This is a genomic window from Shewanella sp. NKUCC05_KAH, assembly GCF_019345585.1.
Taxonomy (GTDB): domain Bacteria; phylum Pseudomonadota; class Gammaproteobacteria; order Enterobacterales; family Shewanellaceae; genus Shewanella; species Shewanella oncorhynchi.
Map to the genome: position 1 here is coordinate 1 of NZ_JAHKQZ010000037.1, position 15,253 is coordinate 15,253.

Sequence of the window (15,253 nt, forward strand, 5' to 3'; positions counted from 1 at the left end):
AGGTACATGCTCTGATGTTCTCTATAAGAAAAAGAGAGCATAAGATCATAATCGACACCGTCCGTCAAATTGGGGTCAAAACGGTTAAAATATATTCACGATCTCGCCCTGATTGGCTGTGAGTCCGTGTAATTCATTAACTGTCTTGCCAAATCCATTCTTAATCTTTTTTTTAGATTATGAAAATCTAGTTTAATCGTTTTATTCTAAAGTGGTAATTCTCTATTCTTGCTCCATCGACAACACGTCGCAGCCAAGGAGATAAACCATGGCCACCATTTACGATTTAATTGAAACCTGGTTAACCAGCAATCAAGACTAAGGAGCAGGGCATGAGTCAACAACATCAAACAAGTCAGTACTTAACGAGCCAAAACGGTGCCCCAGTGGCCGATGATCAAAACTCACTGTCGGCGGGTGAACGTGGTCCTTTGCTATTACAAGATTGGCATTTAATTGAAAAGTTAGCCCATTTCAACCGTGAGCGTATTCCTGAACGTATCGTGCATGCCAAAGGTACAGGGGTTTACGGCACATTTACGCTGACTAAAGATTTAAGCGATTACACCATTGCTGACCATTTCAATGGTGTTGGTAAGCAAACCGAAACCTTTATTCGTTTCTCAACCGTAGGTGGAGAAATGGGTTCTGCCGACGCAGAGCGCGATCCACGTGGCTTTGGTTTACGTTTTTATACTGCCCGTGGTAATCACGATATCGTGGGTAACAATACGCCGACCTTTTTCTTGCGAGATGGGATTAAGTTTCCAGACTTTATTCATACGCAAAAGCGTAATCCTAAGACAAACTTAAAAGATCCGCAGGCTATGTGGGACTTTTGGTCATTGAATCCTGAAGCTATGCATCAAGTAACCATTTTGATGTCGGATCGTGGTATTCCGGCGAACTACCGTCAAATGCATGGTTATGGTTCACACACTTTCTCGCTGTGGAATGCCAAGGGCGAGCGTTTCTGGGTGAAGTTCCACTTTAAATCGCAGCAAGGCGTGGTCAACTTAACTAATGAACAGGCTGATAAATTAAAAGGGATTGATCCCGATTCATCACAGCGCGATATGGTGGTTGCTATTACTGATGGAAACTTCCCGCGTTGGACGGTTAATGTGCAGATTATGCCTGAGGCAGATGCCAATACTTACCATATCAATCCATTTGATTTAACTAAGGTTTGGCCGCATAGCGACTATCCATTACTTGAGATTGGTGTATTAGAACTGAATCGTCTGCCACAAAACTACTTTGCTGAAGTTGAGCAAGTGGCATTGGCACCTAGTAATTTGGTCCCAGGCGTCGGGGCTTCACCAGACAAGATGTTACAAGCGCGTTTATTTGCCTACGCCGATGCGCAGCGTTACCGCATTGGTGCTAACTACAACCAATTGCCAGTGAATTGCCCGCATGCCGCTAAGGCAAATCACCATCAACGTGCAGGTGCGATGGCGGGTACACAATGTCCTTATCATGGCAGTCAAACTGGTGGCGACGCTTCGGCAAACTATGGCCCGAACAGCACTGCTGATGCCTTGGTTGAGCCAGTAAACTTTAGCGAACCACCATTGCGTTTAGAAGGTGAAGCGGCGCGTTACAGTCGTTATAACCAAGACGATTATACCCAAGCGGGTAATTTGTATCGCATCTTCTCTGAAGCTGAGAAAGCGCGCCTAGTGGCAACAATTTCGGGTTCATTAAGTCAAGCGAGTTTAGATGTGCAGCAACGTATGGTGGCGCATTTTACTCAAGCCGATGCGGATTACGGACAACGTATTAAACTGGCATTAGGTCTTTAAACTATTGCTGTTGCGAATGTTTGAATAATAGTAGAAACGATAAAACTGAGTAGAAAGCCTCTACTCAGTTTTTATTATCAGCGACAATAATATTAACATTCTCGTTAATGTGCTCTTAGGCCGCGATGAGTGCCGCGTTAGGGCTATTTAGCTGCTTTAACAATCCAAATGCTTGCTGCATTTTATCCTCGGTTACGATAAATCCTATAAATGTTTCATCCACGTCGAATGCTTTAATACTGCTTCCTTGAGCATCAATATCGACTTGCCAGCGATGGACGCCATTCACTGTTATACCGCTGAGTTGCATAGGTAACAGTGGCGTTTTCACTTTAATGAGCATGGCGGGAAAATTCACTGCTGTCGGTTGGTTCAGTAATGTGTTCGCCAGCGCATTGGCGCTCAGTAACGCAGGTTGCAAATAGGCCCTATTTTGGCCGTTGATTTGGGCGCAATCACCTAGCGCATAAATATGGGCATCGTTGGTTTGTAAGTATTCGTTAACGACGATACCTTTATTGACCTCTAGCCCCGCATGCTGGGCAAGTTGGCTGTTAGGGAGAAGTCCCGCTGCACAGATAACCGCATCACAAATAAACCGCTGGTCATTATCTAGGCACACAGAGATACTGCCATCTTGGTGTTGCAGTTGGCTGACTCGGGTTTGCAATTGCACTGTGACGTTATGCTGCGTTAGTACAGCGGTCAGTTTGTGGCTTAACATTTCGGGTAGCATATTCGGCATTAAGCTCGCTTGTGGATCGACCAAAAATACTTGCTTACCTGCAGTTGCTAAGTCCATTGCCAGTTCAACTCCGACCAAACCAGCACCGATAACCAGTACTCTCCTCGCACCATGGATGTCTGCTTCGCAGGCCTGATACTCCATTAAGCTGTTAACTGTATGGATGATATCGACGCCATCCCCCTCTATAGGTGGAATAAAGGGCCGTGCACCTGTGGCAAGCACTAATTTTTTGTACGCAATTTCGCGTCCTTGATGGCAACATACTACCTGACGAACTTTATCTATTTTTATGACTTCACAGTGATTTATCACATCAATTTGTTGCTCATGTGCAAATTCAGTCGCGGTCAATTTTATGAGGTCTGACGCCATTTTTTTAAGGCTAAACACATGGCTTAAATCTGGTTTATGGTATTCGTCACCAGAGTCGGCTGTGATAACTGTAATCGGTTGTTCGCGGTTTAAACGTCGCAGTGTTTTGACTAGCTGATATGCCGCGAATCCACTGCCGATAATGACGATTGGCTTAGGCATTAGTCACCTCATTTTTTATGACAGCGAAAACGCTTTTACCTAGGCCACATTCGGGACAGAGGAAGTCTTCGGCCACTTGAGTCCAAGGTGTGCCAGCAATGATATCTTGATTAGGTTCTCCTTTTTCAGGGTCGTAAACCCATTGGCAAACGGTGCAAATCATTGATTGTGTATCATTTAATTCGCACGCTTTTGTTGCAATCGGTGCAGTCATAGGGACGTTATTAGTAGCAGTATTTTCAGCTGTTTGACTGGCCGTGGTGGCTTGGCTAGGTTTTGACATGACTTGATTAATGATAGAGCGACTATTAGCGCTATCGAGGGGACGCAATGCCCATTCTCGCGCGATTCGCTGGCCGTGCTGACGGCATTCTTGCATCGCATCACGATCGGGACGCCATTTGACTTTTAATCCCACTGAAGTTTCGAAACCAGCATCCATCAAACGAGTGTGAATTCTATCGACTGCGCCGCCATTCCAGCCATAACTACCAAAAGCTGCCGCCTTTTTATTGCGAAAACGCAGGCCCGTGATTTCTTCAAGCATGGCGGCAATTTTAGGCATCATCACATTATTCATGGTGGATGAGCCGACTAAAATACCTTTTGACCTAAATGCCTGTGCAAGGATTTCGTTTTTATCATGACGTGCGACGTTATACACTTTTACCGCTACATTGGGGTCAACATCATGGATACCTTGAGCAATACCGTCGGCCATCATGCGAGTATTATTGGACATAGAGTCGTAGAGAATCGTGATGCGGTCTTCTTGATAAGCGTCGGCCCAAGCTAAATATTGGTGAATAATTTGGGCTGGATTATCACGCCACACAATGCCGTGTGAAGTTGCGATCATATCTACAGGTAAATTAAAGCTTAATACTTCGTGAATTTTAGCCGTTACTAGGCTGCTAAAGGGCGTTAAAATGTTTGAGTAGTACCGTAGGCATTGCTCCATTAATTCATTTTGATCAACCTCATCATTGAATAAATGTTCATCGCAATAGTGTTGGCCAAAGGCATCGTTACTGAATAAAACCGCATCTTCGGTGAGGTATGTCATCATGCTATCTGGCCAATGCAACATAGGTGCTTCGATAAATATCAGTTGCTTACCATTGCCTATTGCTAAACTATCACCTGTCTTTACGGTAATGAAATTCCATTCTGGGTGGTGGTGATGTCCTACAATGGAGTCGACCGCATTTTCACTGCAGTAAATTGGTGTGTTAGGAATTTTGGCCATTAATGCAGTCAGGGCGCCTGAGTGGTCTTCCTCTGCATGGTTCATCACAATATAGTCTATGTCGGTTAAATTAATTTCAGCTTCAAGATTTTGTAAGAATTGCTGGCTAAACCGATGATCAACTGTATCAATTAACACGGTTTTTTCTTCACGGATAAGGTAGCTATTGTAGCTTGTGCCTTTAGTTATCTTGTACTCAGTACCATGAAAATCTTGCACTTCCCAATCGCGTTGACCCACCCAGTGGATATTGTTTTTTACATGAATAGTCATAAATACACCTGTGATAATTAATAATGAATGCGCTACGTAAATCTTGCTTATTTAGTTAAATCTCTTATTGCACTCACCATGCCAATATTTTAAGGTTTTGATTTTTATTGGTATTAGCGTATTTCAACATTTTAAATCACTTGCTGATGTCATAATGACAATTTGATATTAGTCAAATTGACATTACACTGTTGTCAATATGACTTTATTTGACTGTGGATGTGCTATGAGTGCCCATGCTGATTTAACTCAGTTAGCCTTAGATTTAACTGTCGGCGTGTCGACGCAAGACAGATTTGAGCGTTTGTTGGCAGTGGTCAGGCGGCGTGTCAATTGTGATGCTGCGGCATTATTGGCATTTCGGGAGCAGCAATTTGTCCCCTTGGCGATAGATGGGCTCTTTGCCGAAGTGTTAGGGCGGCGCTTTCAAATTAGTGAACATCCGAGATTAGAGGCTATCGCCCGTGCTGGCGATGTGGTTCGTTTCCCGGCCGACAGTGAACTTCCTGATCCGTATGATGGTTTAATTCCACATCATAGTGCGAACTTACATGTACATGCTTGCATTGGTTTACCACTAATCGCGAACGATCGCTTAATTGGGGCGCTCACCATTGATGGTTTCAACCCTCATCAGTTTGATGGTTTTAGTGATAGCGAGTTGCGTGTGATCAGTGCACTGGCCGCAGCCAGTCTTAATACTGCGTTATTGATGCAACAGCTAGAATCCCAAGTTGTTGAAGTTTCCAATGGCACAGAGGTGCTCAATCGTCCTGCTAGTCAGCAGGAGATCATAGGGCAATCCACACAGATCCAATCGCTAAAGCAGCAGATAAGTGCCGTGGCAGGCACTGATTTATCGGTATTAATTACCGGCGAAACTGGCGTGGGTAAGGAGTTAGTGGCCGCGGCGATACATAATCAATCGACCAGAGCCGATAAATCACTTATCTATTTGAACTGCGCTGCATTGCCGGAGTCCGTCGCCGAAAGCGAGTTATTTGGACATGTAAAAGGGGCATTTACGGGGGCAATCAGTCATAGGCAAGGCAAGTTTGAACTCGCTGACAAGGGGACCTTGTTTTTAGATGAAATAGGGGAGCTTCCCTTGGGGCTGCAAGCTAAGTTATTGAGGGTTTTACAATACGGTGAATTACAGCGAGTGGGCAGTGATAAGAGCCTAAAAGTGAATACTCGGATTATTGCTGCCACTAATCGAATTTTGCACCAAGAGGCAACGGAAGGGCGCTTTCGTTTCGATCTTTACCATAGGTTGAGCGTATTTCCTATCCACGTAGCACCATTAAGAGAGCGTGGGCAAGATATTGTCATGCTGACAGGTTTTTTTCTTGAACGTTGTAAAGCGAAGTTAGGACTCACCCATATCAATATCACACCCGCAGCGCAGCAGTTATTAGAGCAATACACATGGCCGGGTAATGTGCGTGAGCTAGAGCATGCGATACACAGGGCTGCGGTGTTGGCGAAAGCCGAGCTAAAAACGACTTACATCAGCTTAAGTAATAAACATTTTCAGCTCGATTCTTTGATGAATCAAGCACACAGAACAGTCGACGAAGATAGGCCATCAGATGCCGCAACGCCAGCCATTGAATTAGCATTTAGGTCTGAGTCGGCCTGTCGTGAGCGACAATCGCAAGATAATTCTAGTGTTATGCTGGGGCTTAAGGCTGCGACTGAGAGATATCAGCGTCAACTTATTCGTCAAGTTTTAGCCGCGAATCAACAAAATTGGGCTGCGTGTGCAAGAATATTGCAAATCGATACAGGTAATTTGCACCGACTTGCAAAACGGTTAGGTTTAAAAGAATAAAATATTGCGTGAAGAGATTTTATTCTGCAGCAAAACCCCTGCCTCGATTCTTAGAAGAACAGTGTTGCTACGCCTAAGAGTGCGAACAATACGGCGCAGCCACGGTGTATCCACAACATAGGCAATTTTTCGGCGCTGAAGTGGCCTGCGATCACTACGGGTACGTTAGCAAGCAGCATGCCTAAGGTTGTGCCTGCAACCACCATAGTTAATGAATCGTATTTTGCGGCTAATACCACAGTTGCGATTTGCGTTTTATCCCCCATTTCGGCGATAAAAAACAGGATAAAGGTGGCGAGAAAGGGGCCCATTTTATAGAAACGGCTCTCTTCTGCATCGACTTTATCGGGGATTAACACCCAAAGAGCGATCGCGAAGAAGGACGCAGCCACTAAATAACGTGCAAGATCTGGGCTTACCCAGTTAATGGCCCATTGACCAATCCAAGCTGCGGCAAAATGGTTAAATAATGTCGACAGTAAAATACCTAAAATAATGGCGGTTTTATTTTTAAATCTTGCGGCGAGGATTAGTGCAAGCAATTGAGTTTTATCACCAATTTCGGCGATAGCAACCGTAAAGGTTGAGGCAAGTAGGGCTTCCAAGTGTGATCCTTTAGGGGTGGTTATGACATAAGCACAATAAACCGTCCACCCCTAGGTGCGGTCATTGTGCTCAGGTCTTGCTGGACAAATCTATGATTTGCTGTGAACACCATGGCATGTTGCCAAGTATGTTGATGTTCACCCTAGATGACGATGGCTCGAAATCCAGTTAGCTACTCCCCCGAAGCGAGGTGGGCATTATACCTAGGTAAGATTTAGTTTCAAGCACGAGTTTATAACAGTAGGTGCTGATAAATGTTTGACGGGTGTCAGAAAAATACCGATCCACATTCTGTAACTTAATGAATATAAATGAATTATTTTTTGACAACGTTGTCTTTTGTTGCTAATTTAGCCAAGTCATTTCTACTTAGTTACATACTGTTAACTCGTAGTGACTCAATGATAACGACTGTATTTGGCAAACTAATTGAAAAGTTAGGACGCAAAGCTTCCGGTCTAAGGTTGTAAATGGATTTTTTAGTGAACTAAGATAGCGGAGTTGCCGCAGAATTCGATTTCTGTGAAAGATAAACGACTGCTGTTTAATGCTGTTGTTTGCCCAAATACCACTTTTATATCTAAGCCTATCATTATGTTTAGGATGATAGGCAATCAATGGAGTGCATTAAAGTGGCAAATCCTACTGTTTTTTCCCCTATTTCTAAATTGAGTTTATTGGCCGCGGCAGTAATGGCGACGAATGCGTTTGTGAGTATCTCTGCGCAGGCGCACGGTTATGTTGTGGCACCTGAATCGCGTTCATATGCCTGTAAAACAGGTAAAAATGCCAATTGTGGTGCGGTGCAATGGGAGCCACAAAGTGTTGAGGGGCCATCGGGTTTTCCTGAATCAGGTCCTGCTGATGGCAAACTGGCGAGTGCTGGCAATGGTGCTTTTTCACCTTTGGATGAACAAAGTCCGAGCCGTTGGGCAAAGACGGATATTAAAGCGGGCTGGAATAAGTTCAGTTGGCAGTTCACAGCAAACCATGTCACCCGTAATTGGCGTTACTATTTAACTCGCCAAGATTGGAACCCAAACCAAGCTTTGAGCCGAGCGAGCTTTGACTTAGCCCCCTTTTGCGTAGTTGATGGTGGTATGGAACAGCCGCCTAAGTTAGTGACCCATGACTGCTACGTGCCAGAAGGTCGCAGTGGTTATCAAGTGATCTTGGCCGTGTGGGAAGTGGGAGATACGACGAATAGTTTCTACAATGCTATCGATGTGAACTTGGGCTCGGGTCCTATTGTGCCGAGTGAATGGCAAGATGTGGGGGATATCAATCCGTCACTCGATCTAAAAGCAGGCGATAAAGTGATGACCCGGGTGTTTGACGCTAATGGTGAGCAAGCGGCTAAGCAAACAGTCATTACCATTAGCGATGCGACTCAAGGTGATAAACAAAATTGGCCTTTCCTATTAGCAAGCGCGATTAATGCCCAGCAGTCCCAGTTAAAAGCGGGACAAAAAAATGCATCGGGTGTGATTGAGCCTGTGTATGGCAAAAACGACATTTTTACAGCGAAAAACTCAGGTATTGAGCGTGTCGAAGTGGGATTTGATTTAGCACCTGCTCCGGGCAACAGCTTAGAAGTCACTTCACTTGCCGACGATTATCAAATTATCGATGGTGCGGCGAAGGTCAGCTTTGATGTGACCAGTAACGCCGAGATGCTAGTGTCAGCGTATTTGTTTAGCCATGATGGCACAGCGTCAGGTTTTGTGAGCCAAACTGTTAACAATACCAGCGCGAGCTTAGTGTTAGACGTCGTTGAGCCTAAAGCTGGGCATTATCATTTGCAGGTAAAAGCTGAGCCTAAACAAGGTGATGTTATTCAGCAGAACTTTGATCTCTTCTTAAAGGATCAAGCTCCTGCACCAGAAGCTGATTTTGTATTCCCAGCAGGCGTGAAAGGTTACGTTGCAGGTACTACAGTGTTACAGCCTAAAAATGGCAAAGTGTATCAATGTAAGCCATTCCCTTATAGCGGCTATTGCGTGCAGTGGTCGGCTTCTGCCACAGGATTTGAGCCAGGTGTTGGCGCTTCTTGGGCTATGGCGTGGACTGAGCTGTAAATTAACTTTTTGAGCTAACCTAGCTTCAAAAAGGTGTCATTGGGCTTAAACATATCCGTGTGTTTAAGCCCTTTTTGTCTGCATCGGATGGAAAAAGACCGGCTTTATTTTGATTCGAGCCTAATACAAGATTACAGGTATTCTCAACAAAGGTAGCGATTTTGTTGGCTTGTATATTTTCGTTTATCACAGCGCTATTAAGTTGTTACCGTACCGTTTGCTACCCTTCTTTGTTCACAACTGGCTTGCCCACTGGGTTTGGCTCTGTTAATGTCCCAAACTATCTATTTAATCGATGCTTATATCGGTACATTAATTTGGGCTATCACAATTGAAAGTCATGCCATTTTTCAATAATCGATTTAGTTAGCCTCAATGGCTACTGGGTTGAAACATTCAAAAGCTATTGGGGCCAATTGATCTGCTAGGTCGAGATCTGATTGGATGCTTTAAGTGATGTGTCGCTTATTTCGATTTAAGACGCAAGGCTTTATCGGTTCAAATCTTACTCAAATAAAATAATAATTAATTATTGAACAGGACTATTGTGTGAATTCAAAAATGTTAGGCTCGATCGCCATCGTTGCCGGGACAGCCATTGGCGCAGGTATGTTAGCGTTACCTTTAGCCACAGCGGCTTTAGGTATTATCCCTGCCTTAGTGTTACTCGTCGTTATTTGGGGCGTGTCCGCCTATACCTCATTACTTATGCTCGAAATTAACTTACGCACTGGCGTGGGGGATAACGTGCATGCTATTACGGGTAAGTTACTGGGTAAAAAAGGTCAAATAATTCAAGGTGCTTCTTTCCTGAGTTTATTATTTGCCTTGACCGCGGCTTATCTCACCGGCGGCTCTTCGTTATTAGTGCTTAAAGCGAAGAACATGTTCGATATCGTGCTCGATAATCAAGTCGCAGTGTTGTTATTCACACTGGTGCTTGGTGGCTTTGCGGCGCTAGGTGTTGCTTGGGTCGATAAAGTTTCACGTTTCCTATTTTCGTTAATGATTCTATTGCTCGTGGTGGTGGTATTATTTTTATTGCCCGAAGTCAGTATTGCTAGCATGGCAACGGGTGCGATTACCGAGTCGATGACCAGCAATTGGATGGCGGCAATTCCCGTGGTGTTTACTTCGTTTGGTTTCCACGTCTGTATCGCCACCTTAGTGCGTTATCTTGATGGCGATGCGGTATCACTGCGTAAGGTGTTGTTAATCGGCTCGACGATCCCACTTGCTTGTTATGTTCTGTGGTTATTGGTGACTTTAGGCACAGTCGGCGGATATGAGGTGAATAGTTTTGAAGGTTCACTACCTTCACTCGTCACGGCATTGCAGGATATTGCTCATACGCCTTGGATCAGCAAATGTATTTCATTATTCGCTGACTTAGCTTTAGTGACCTCATTCCTCGGTGTGACCTTAAGTTTATATGACTTTATCGCCGAATTAACTCGCGCCAAAGAAACGTTTGCCGGCCGTATTCAAACTTGGTTACTGACCTTTATTCCGCCTGTTTTGTGTGCCTTGTATTTGCCTGAAGGCTTTGTGGCGGTACTGGGATTTGCGGCCGTACCATTGGTCGTGATGATCATCTTTTTGCCAATTGTTATGGCACTGCGTCAACGTCAGTCGCAGCTCGGTGGTTATCAAGTGTCTGGTGGATCTGTTGCGTTAGTCATTGCTGGTTTGTTAGGTGCCGTGATTGTGGGGGCCCAGCTATTTGTTGGGATCTAATTCATTGCGATAGGTGGTTTTTTTTAGCGAACGCGTCCGGGTAACTTTGATTAAATGTATTTGCTTTGTAAGCGAGTTTTTCAGAGTCTGTTATAGAGAGTGTCGCATGTGATAAAGTCAGGCCCCGGCCTGACTTTTTGCTTTTTAGGTTTTAAAGCGAGTGATGTTGGGTTTTAGCACAGTTATTTAAAATTAAAACAACGCTATTAAAACGAGAAAATGGCCCAGCTTGCGCGTGGCTTCATTCACATAAAACGGACTTAACACAATGAAAAAATGGTTACTCACAGTTGCCGTGGCCGCTAGTTTTGGCGCACAGGCTGACGAAGGTATGTGGCAGCCCCATCAACTGCCTGCTATGGCTGATGAGCTAAAAGCAAAAGGCCTTGAAATTGATGCAAAATCGATTTCTAAACTCACCGAATTCCCGATGAATGCCGTGATAAGCCTTGGCGGTTGCACTGCATCATTTGTATCGCCAAAGGGCCTAGTCGTGACTAACCATCACTGTGCCTATGGGGCGATTCAATACAACTCCACTCCTGAGAAAAATCTGCTGCAGGATGGTTTTTTAGCTAAGACCTTCGCCGATGAATTACCTGCGACCCCTGGCTCACGTGTCTATGTGACTGAAGATGTCACTAATGTCACTGAGCGAGTTAAAAACGGGCTTGAAGGTAAAGTGGGCAGCGCCTTCTATCAAGGCGTTGAAAGCCAAGAAAAAGCGTTAGTTGCTGAATGTGAAAAAGAAGATGGTTACCGTTGCCAAGTGTATAGCTTTCACGGTGGTCTCGAATATTATCTGGTTAAACAATTGGAAATCCGTGATGTGCGTTTAGTCTATAACCCAGCCGCGAGCGTGGGTAAATACGGCGGCGATGTAGACAACTGGATGTGGCCACGTCACACAGGCGATTTTTCTTTCTACCGTGCTTATGTATCTAAAGCGGGTAAACCCGCAGAATTTAGCAGCGACAACGTGCCATACGAGCCAAAAAGTTTCTTAAAAGTATCGGCTAAAGGCGTGAGTGAGGGTGATTTTGTGATGGTTGCAGGCTACCCAGGTCGCACCAACAGATATCGCACAGCCACTGAAGTTCAAAATGAGTTTGAGTGGGCTTATCCCGAAGGCAAAATGCTGCGTGAACGCTTTATAGAGATCATTAAAGAAACCGCGCCAGAGGGCAGCGACGAGCGTATTAAGTACGAGAGTCAAATTGCTGGCCTTGCAAATTACGCGAAAAACTTCACTTCTATGATTGAGTTTTACGGCAAATCAACCATGTTGGCCGACCGTAAAGCCCTCGAAGCTAAGCTGGCGGCGTGGATAGCCAAAGACAGCAGTCGTGAAGCGAAATACGGTAAAACCTTAGCGGAATTAGATGCCTTGATTGCCAAAGGCAAAACGCATCAAGAGCGTGACATGATCTTAAGCTACATAGGCAGCACGACTATGTTGCCGACGGCGCGCAGCTTATATCGCCTCGCGAACGAGAAACAACTGCCAGATATGCAGCGTGAACCGGGCTTCCAAGATCGTGATATGACACGTCTAAAAGCCAGCATGGAGCGTATTGATCGTCGTTATGCGCCAAGCGTTGATAAAGCGGTATTGCTCGACATGCTAAAACGCTACGCCGCACTGCCAGAAGATCAGCGCCTACCCGCATTGGATAAAGCCTTTGGTATTGATAAAAAGTTTAGTGAAGCTAAGCTTTCGAAAACCTTAGATAAAATGTACGCCAAAACTGAGTTAGGTAAAAAAGATGTTCGTCTGGCGTGGATGGACAAATCCGTTGCCGATTTTAAAGCCTCTAAAGATCCTTTCATTCAATTCGCTGTCGCTATGTATGACACAGATATGGCCGAAGAAAAGAAAGAAAAAGAATTAGCGGGTGAACTAATGAAGGTGCGTCCGCAATATATGGATGCCATTATTGCCTATAACCTTGAGCAAGGTAAGCCTGTGTATGCCGATGCTAACTCTAGCCTGCGTGTCACGGTTGGTCATGTGAAAGGCTATTCGCCAAAAGACGGTTTAGTGGCCGTGCCATTCACTCGCCTTGAAGGCATAGTGCAAAAGGACACGGGTGTTGACCCATTCGATGCACCGAAGAAAGAGTTAGAGCTGATTAAGCAGAAGCAATATGGTGATTTCTATATGAAATCAATAGATTCTGTACCAGTAAACTTTTTATCAACTTTAGATACTACTGGCGGAAATTCTGGCTCACCGACCTTAAACGGCCGTGCTGAATTAGTGGGCCTATTGTTCGACGGTGTGTATGAAAGCATTATCGGCGGTTGGGCATTTGATAACGAGATTAACCGTTCTATTCATGTCGACAGCCGTTATATGCTGTGGGTAATGAAGTATTTAGATCATGCCGACAATTTATTAGCTGAGATGGAAATCGTTAAGTAATCCATTGCCGCATCAGCAATGGTGCGGCCTGTAGTGGCATAGTGAATTTGGATTATCAGCATTCAAGTGCGATTTAGTGCTTTAAGAATGCTGAAATAACAAGACAGCAAAATAGCGATAAACTCACTGGGTTTATCGCTTTTTTTGTAGCTGTAATGGCCTGCTGACGGCTGTTAAGATAGCTTCCGTGATAGGCGCGCCAGGGCATTAGCTCACTTTTTTAGCATTAGCGTAACCAGTGGATTGAAAATATATACGCAACATATTTTTTAGACTGAAATGTGTTGGAAAGTAGTGCCGGAGGACCTGCATCTTTAGTTAGAGTTTTTAGTGGGTTAACATTGGCAGGTATCCACGCATATAGGTTCGCCATGGCATTGACTCGTCGACACGGTGAATAGAAACCTAGGTTTCTGAGCTTATGAACGAGAGCCATGGATGGCGAACTGGCAGTTAAACAAGGATGTTGTTCAAGTCCATCCTTGGATGCTCGACCGCCCCGTCCATGGGGCGGACGGTCGTCTCGCAAATCACCATGGCTCACCTTTTTAGCGTTAGTGTAATCTGTAGATTTAAAAGCCTTACGCTGCACGCTTTGGGACAAAAGCGCGCTGAGTTTTCACGGAATTATCTTCATTTCGGATAAACAAAAATAATCCCAAGAGCTGAATCGTGAGCAGTGATGAGCCTAAGGATGTAACGCTTGGCTTGATGCTTTGCCTTTACACCATTTCCCGCTGTTGTGCTGCTTTTTAAACTCGCACATGCTATCCCATCGACCACTTATGCCGCTGTATTGACGGCGAAACTCTTTGGCTGAAGTCAACCAAGCATCGGGCGCTATGCCTAGTTCATTGAGTAGTTTTGGCCGTTGATTATCGAGATAACCTTTTTTATCAAGGCGAATCGCTCGGCCTGTCCAATCAATCAATTCAAGATAATCGGCAAAATGAAACGGAATGCCAGATTGCTGACTTAGATGTGTTGAACCATCAAATTTAGCGAGGGATTGGTGTATTATTTGCGGTCGTTTATTTGCGGATTGAGCCAGTGTGCTAAGTGAGTCAAAATCGTCATCTTGCGGGTCTAGCGAGTTAATTCGCTCTTGAATCGATGTAAAATCAGAGGATTGCAAAGAGTCAGCAATGCCTGCTCGAATAGGATTTAAATCCACATACATCATGCAGGCCAGTAATGCTTGTTCATCTAACAGTGCTTGCGATTTAAATCGCCCTTCCCAAAAGGCGCCTTTACACTCATCTTCACGATTGGCCTTGCGGGCGATTTCTTCATTTAAGCAGCGCATAAACCAAGAGATACTGCTCAATCGCTCATGCCACTCGGCAAGTAAGCCATCGAGTAACATCACTTCACCGTCGATTAAAGCATCACCATTCATATACTTAGTGGCGATGGCATGGCCTTTAGTGATTTGGCTCCAGCGGTTGATAATGTCTTTGGGGGTTAACGATTTCGCCTTTTCGACATCAATTTTAAGCACTAAATGATAGTGGTTACTCATCACTGCATAAGCGCAGATATCAATACAGAAAATCGCAGATAATGCCTTGATTTTACCCACAATCCAGCCACGTCTATGCTCATAACTGCGACCTGTGAGTTTATCTTCACCACACAGAAAAGCCCTACGAACACAGCGATTTATTACATGATAGAAAGGCGTCGCATTGGCATCAATTAACTGTCTTCTGGCCGAGGTCATCACAAACTCCACACAGACAAAATCAGGATAATTTAAAGCTTAGTAGAAGATGCTGAAAAACACAAAAAGATATGGCTGTCCTTGCCTTTTGTTGCCTTTTGATTCCATTATCCGTGGATGCAGGGCTCTGTAGGATCCCCTCATAATTCATAACCCCAACAACCATGAGTTAATGAGAGTTCAGTTAGTTTCTTCGCAGCACAAAGCAAATTATCTGCTGATATGGGGTAATCATGCC

General features: G+C 44.6%; 9 protein-coding genes and 1 riboswitch. Of the genes, 5 read left to right on the forward strand and 4 right to left on the reverse strand.

What is annotated here, in order from left to right; translation table 11 throughout:
- Positions 1–332: 332 nt before the first annotated feature.
- Entirely contained in the window at positions 333–1,808 is a 1,476-nt protein-coding gene (katB, locus tag KO533_RS22165) for a catalase KatB (RefSeq protein WP_173246491.1), read from the forward strand.
- Between the two features lie 115 nt (positions 1,809–1,923).
- Here the strand turns inward: katB and norW are convergent, their stop codons facing one another.
- On the reverse strand, positions 1,924–3,090 hold the full coding sequence (norW, locus tag KO533_RS22170) for an NADH:flavorubredoxin reductase NorW (RefSeq protein ID WP_028761591.1): 1,167 nt from the start codon (positions 3,088–3,090) through the stop codon (positions 1,924–1,926).
- A complete protein-coding gene (gene norV / locus KO533_RS22175) occupies positions 3,083–4,612 on the reverse strand; it encodes an anaerobic nitric oxide reductase flavorubredoxin (RefSeq protein WP_168824926.1) in 1,530 nt (509 codons plus the stop codon). The genes norW and norV overlap by 8 nt, the downstream gene beginning before the upstream one ends.
- 226 nt (positions 4,613–4,838) lie before the next feature.
- Between norV and norR the strand changes: the two genes are divergently transcribed.
- Positions 4,839–6,446 (forward strand): nitric oxide reductase transcriptional regulator NorR, encoded by a 1,608-nt coding sequence (gene norR, locus KO533_RS22180; protein WP_251073525.1) that lies wholly within the window; start codon positions 4,839–4,841, stop codon positions 6,444–6,446.
- 50 nt (positions 6,447–6,496) lie between these two features.
- Here norR and KO533_RS22185 read toward each other — a convergent pair whose 3' ends face one another.
- Complete coding sequence (locus KO533_RS22185; RefSeq protein ID WP_131524629.1) at positions 6,497–7,051, reverse strand: TMEM165/GDT1 family protein; 555 nt, start codon at positions 7,049–7,051, stop codon at positions 6,497–6,499.
- 410 nt (positions 7,052–7,461) lie between these two features.
- Positions 7,462–7,561, forward strand: a riboswitch (cyclic di-GMP riboswitch).
- A gap of 123 nt (positions 7,562–7,684) precedes the next feature.
- Between KO533_RS22185 and gbpA the strand changes: the two genes are divergently transcribed.
- From gbpA to KO533_RS22200, 3 genes are all read left to right on the forward strand, one after another.
- Positions 7,685–9,130 carry an N-acetylglucosamine-binding protein GbpA gene (gene gbpA / locus KO533_RS22190; protein ID WP_173913142.1) on the forward strand — a complete coding sequence of 482 codons (1,446 nt, stop codon included), beginning with the start codon at positions 7,685–7,687 and terminating at the stop codon, positions 9,128–9,130.
- A 561-nt stretch (positions 9,131–9,691) separates the two neighbouring features.
- The gene (locus KO533_RS22195; protein ID WP_219256175.1) at positions 9,692–10,867 is read left to right on the forward strand and encodes an aromatic amino acid transport family protein; all 1,176 of its coding nucleotides are present in this window, start codon (positions 9,692–9,694) and stop codon (positions 10,865–10,867) included.
- Positions 10,868–11,135: 268 nt separating this feature from the next.
- Positions 11,136–13,292, forward strand: a complete 2,157-nt coding sequence (locus KO533_RS22200; protein ID WP_168824932.1) for a S46 family peptidase — start codon at positions 11,136–11,138, stop codon at positions 13,290–13,292.
- Between the two features lie 688 nt (positions 13,293–13,980).
- On the opposite strand, the gene KO533_RS22205 is transcribed toward KO533_RS22200, so the two are convergent.
- Positions 13,981–15,015 (reverse strand): transposase, encoded by a 1,035-nt coding sequence (locus KO533_RS22205; protein WP_219256174.1) that lies wholly within the window; start codon positions 15,013–15,015, stop codon positions 13,981–13,983.
- Positions 15,016–15,253 lie beyond the last annotated feature (238 nt).

Excerpts from the sequence above, each read along its gene's own strand:
- katB (WP_173246491.1), top strand. The coding sequence starts at position 333 with ATGAGTCAACAACATCAAACAAGTCAGTACTTAACGAGCCAAAACGGT.
- norW (WP_028761591.1), bottom strand. The coding sequence starts at position 3,090 with ATGCCTAAGCCAATCGTCATTATCGGCAGTGGATTCGCGGCATATCAG.
- norV (WP_168824926.1), bottom strand. The coding sequence starts at position 4,612 with ATGACTATTCATGTAAAAAACAATATCCACTGGGTGGGTCAACGCGAT.
- norR (WP_251073525.1), top strand. The coding sequence starts at position 4,839 with ATGAGTGCCCATGCTGATTTAACTCAGTTAGCCTTAGATTTAACTGTC.
- KO533_RS22195 (WP_219256175.1), top strand. The coding sequence starts at position 9,692 with ATGTTAGGCTCGATCGCCATCGTTGCCGGGACAGCCATTGGCGCAGGT.
- KO533_RS22200 (WP_168824932.1), top strand. The coding sequence starts at position 11,136 with ATGAAAAAATGGTTACTCACAGTTGCCGTGGCCGCTAGTTTTGGCGCA.
- KO533_RS22205 (WP_219256174.1), bottom strand. The coding sequence starts at position 15,015 with ATGACCTCGGCCAGAAGACAGTTAATTGATGCCAATGCGACGCCTTTC.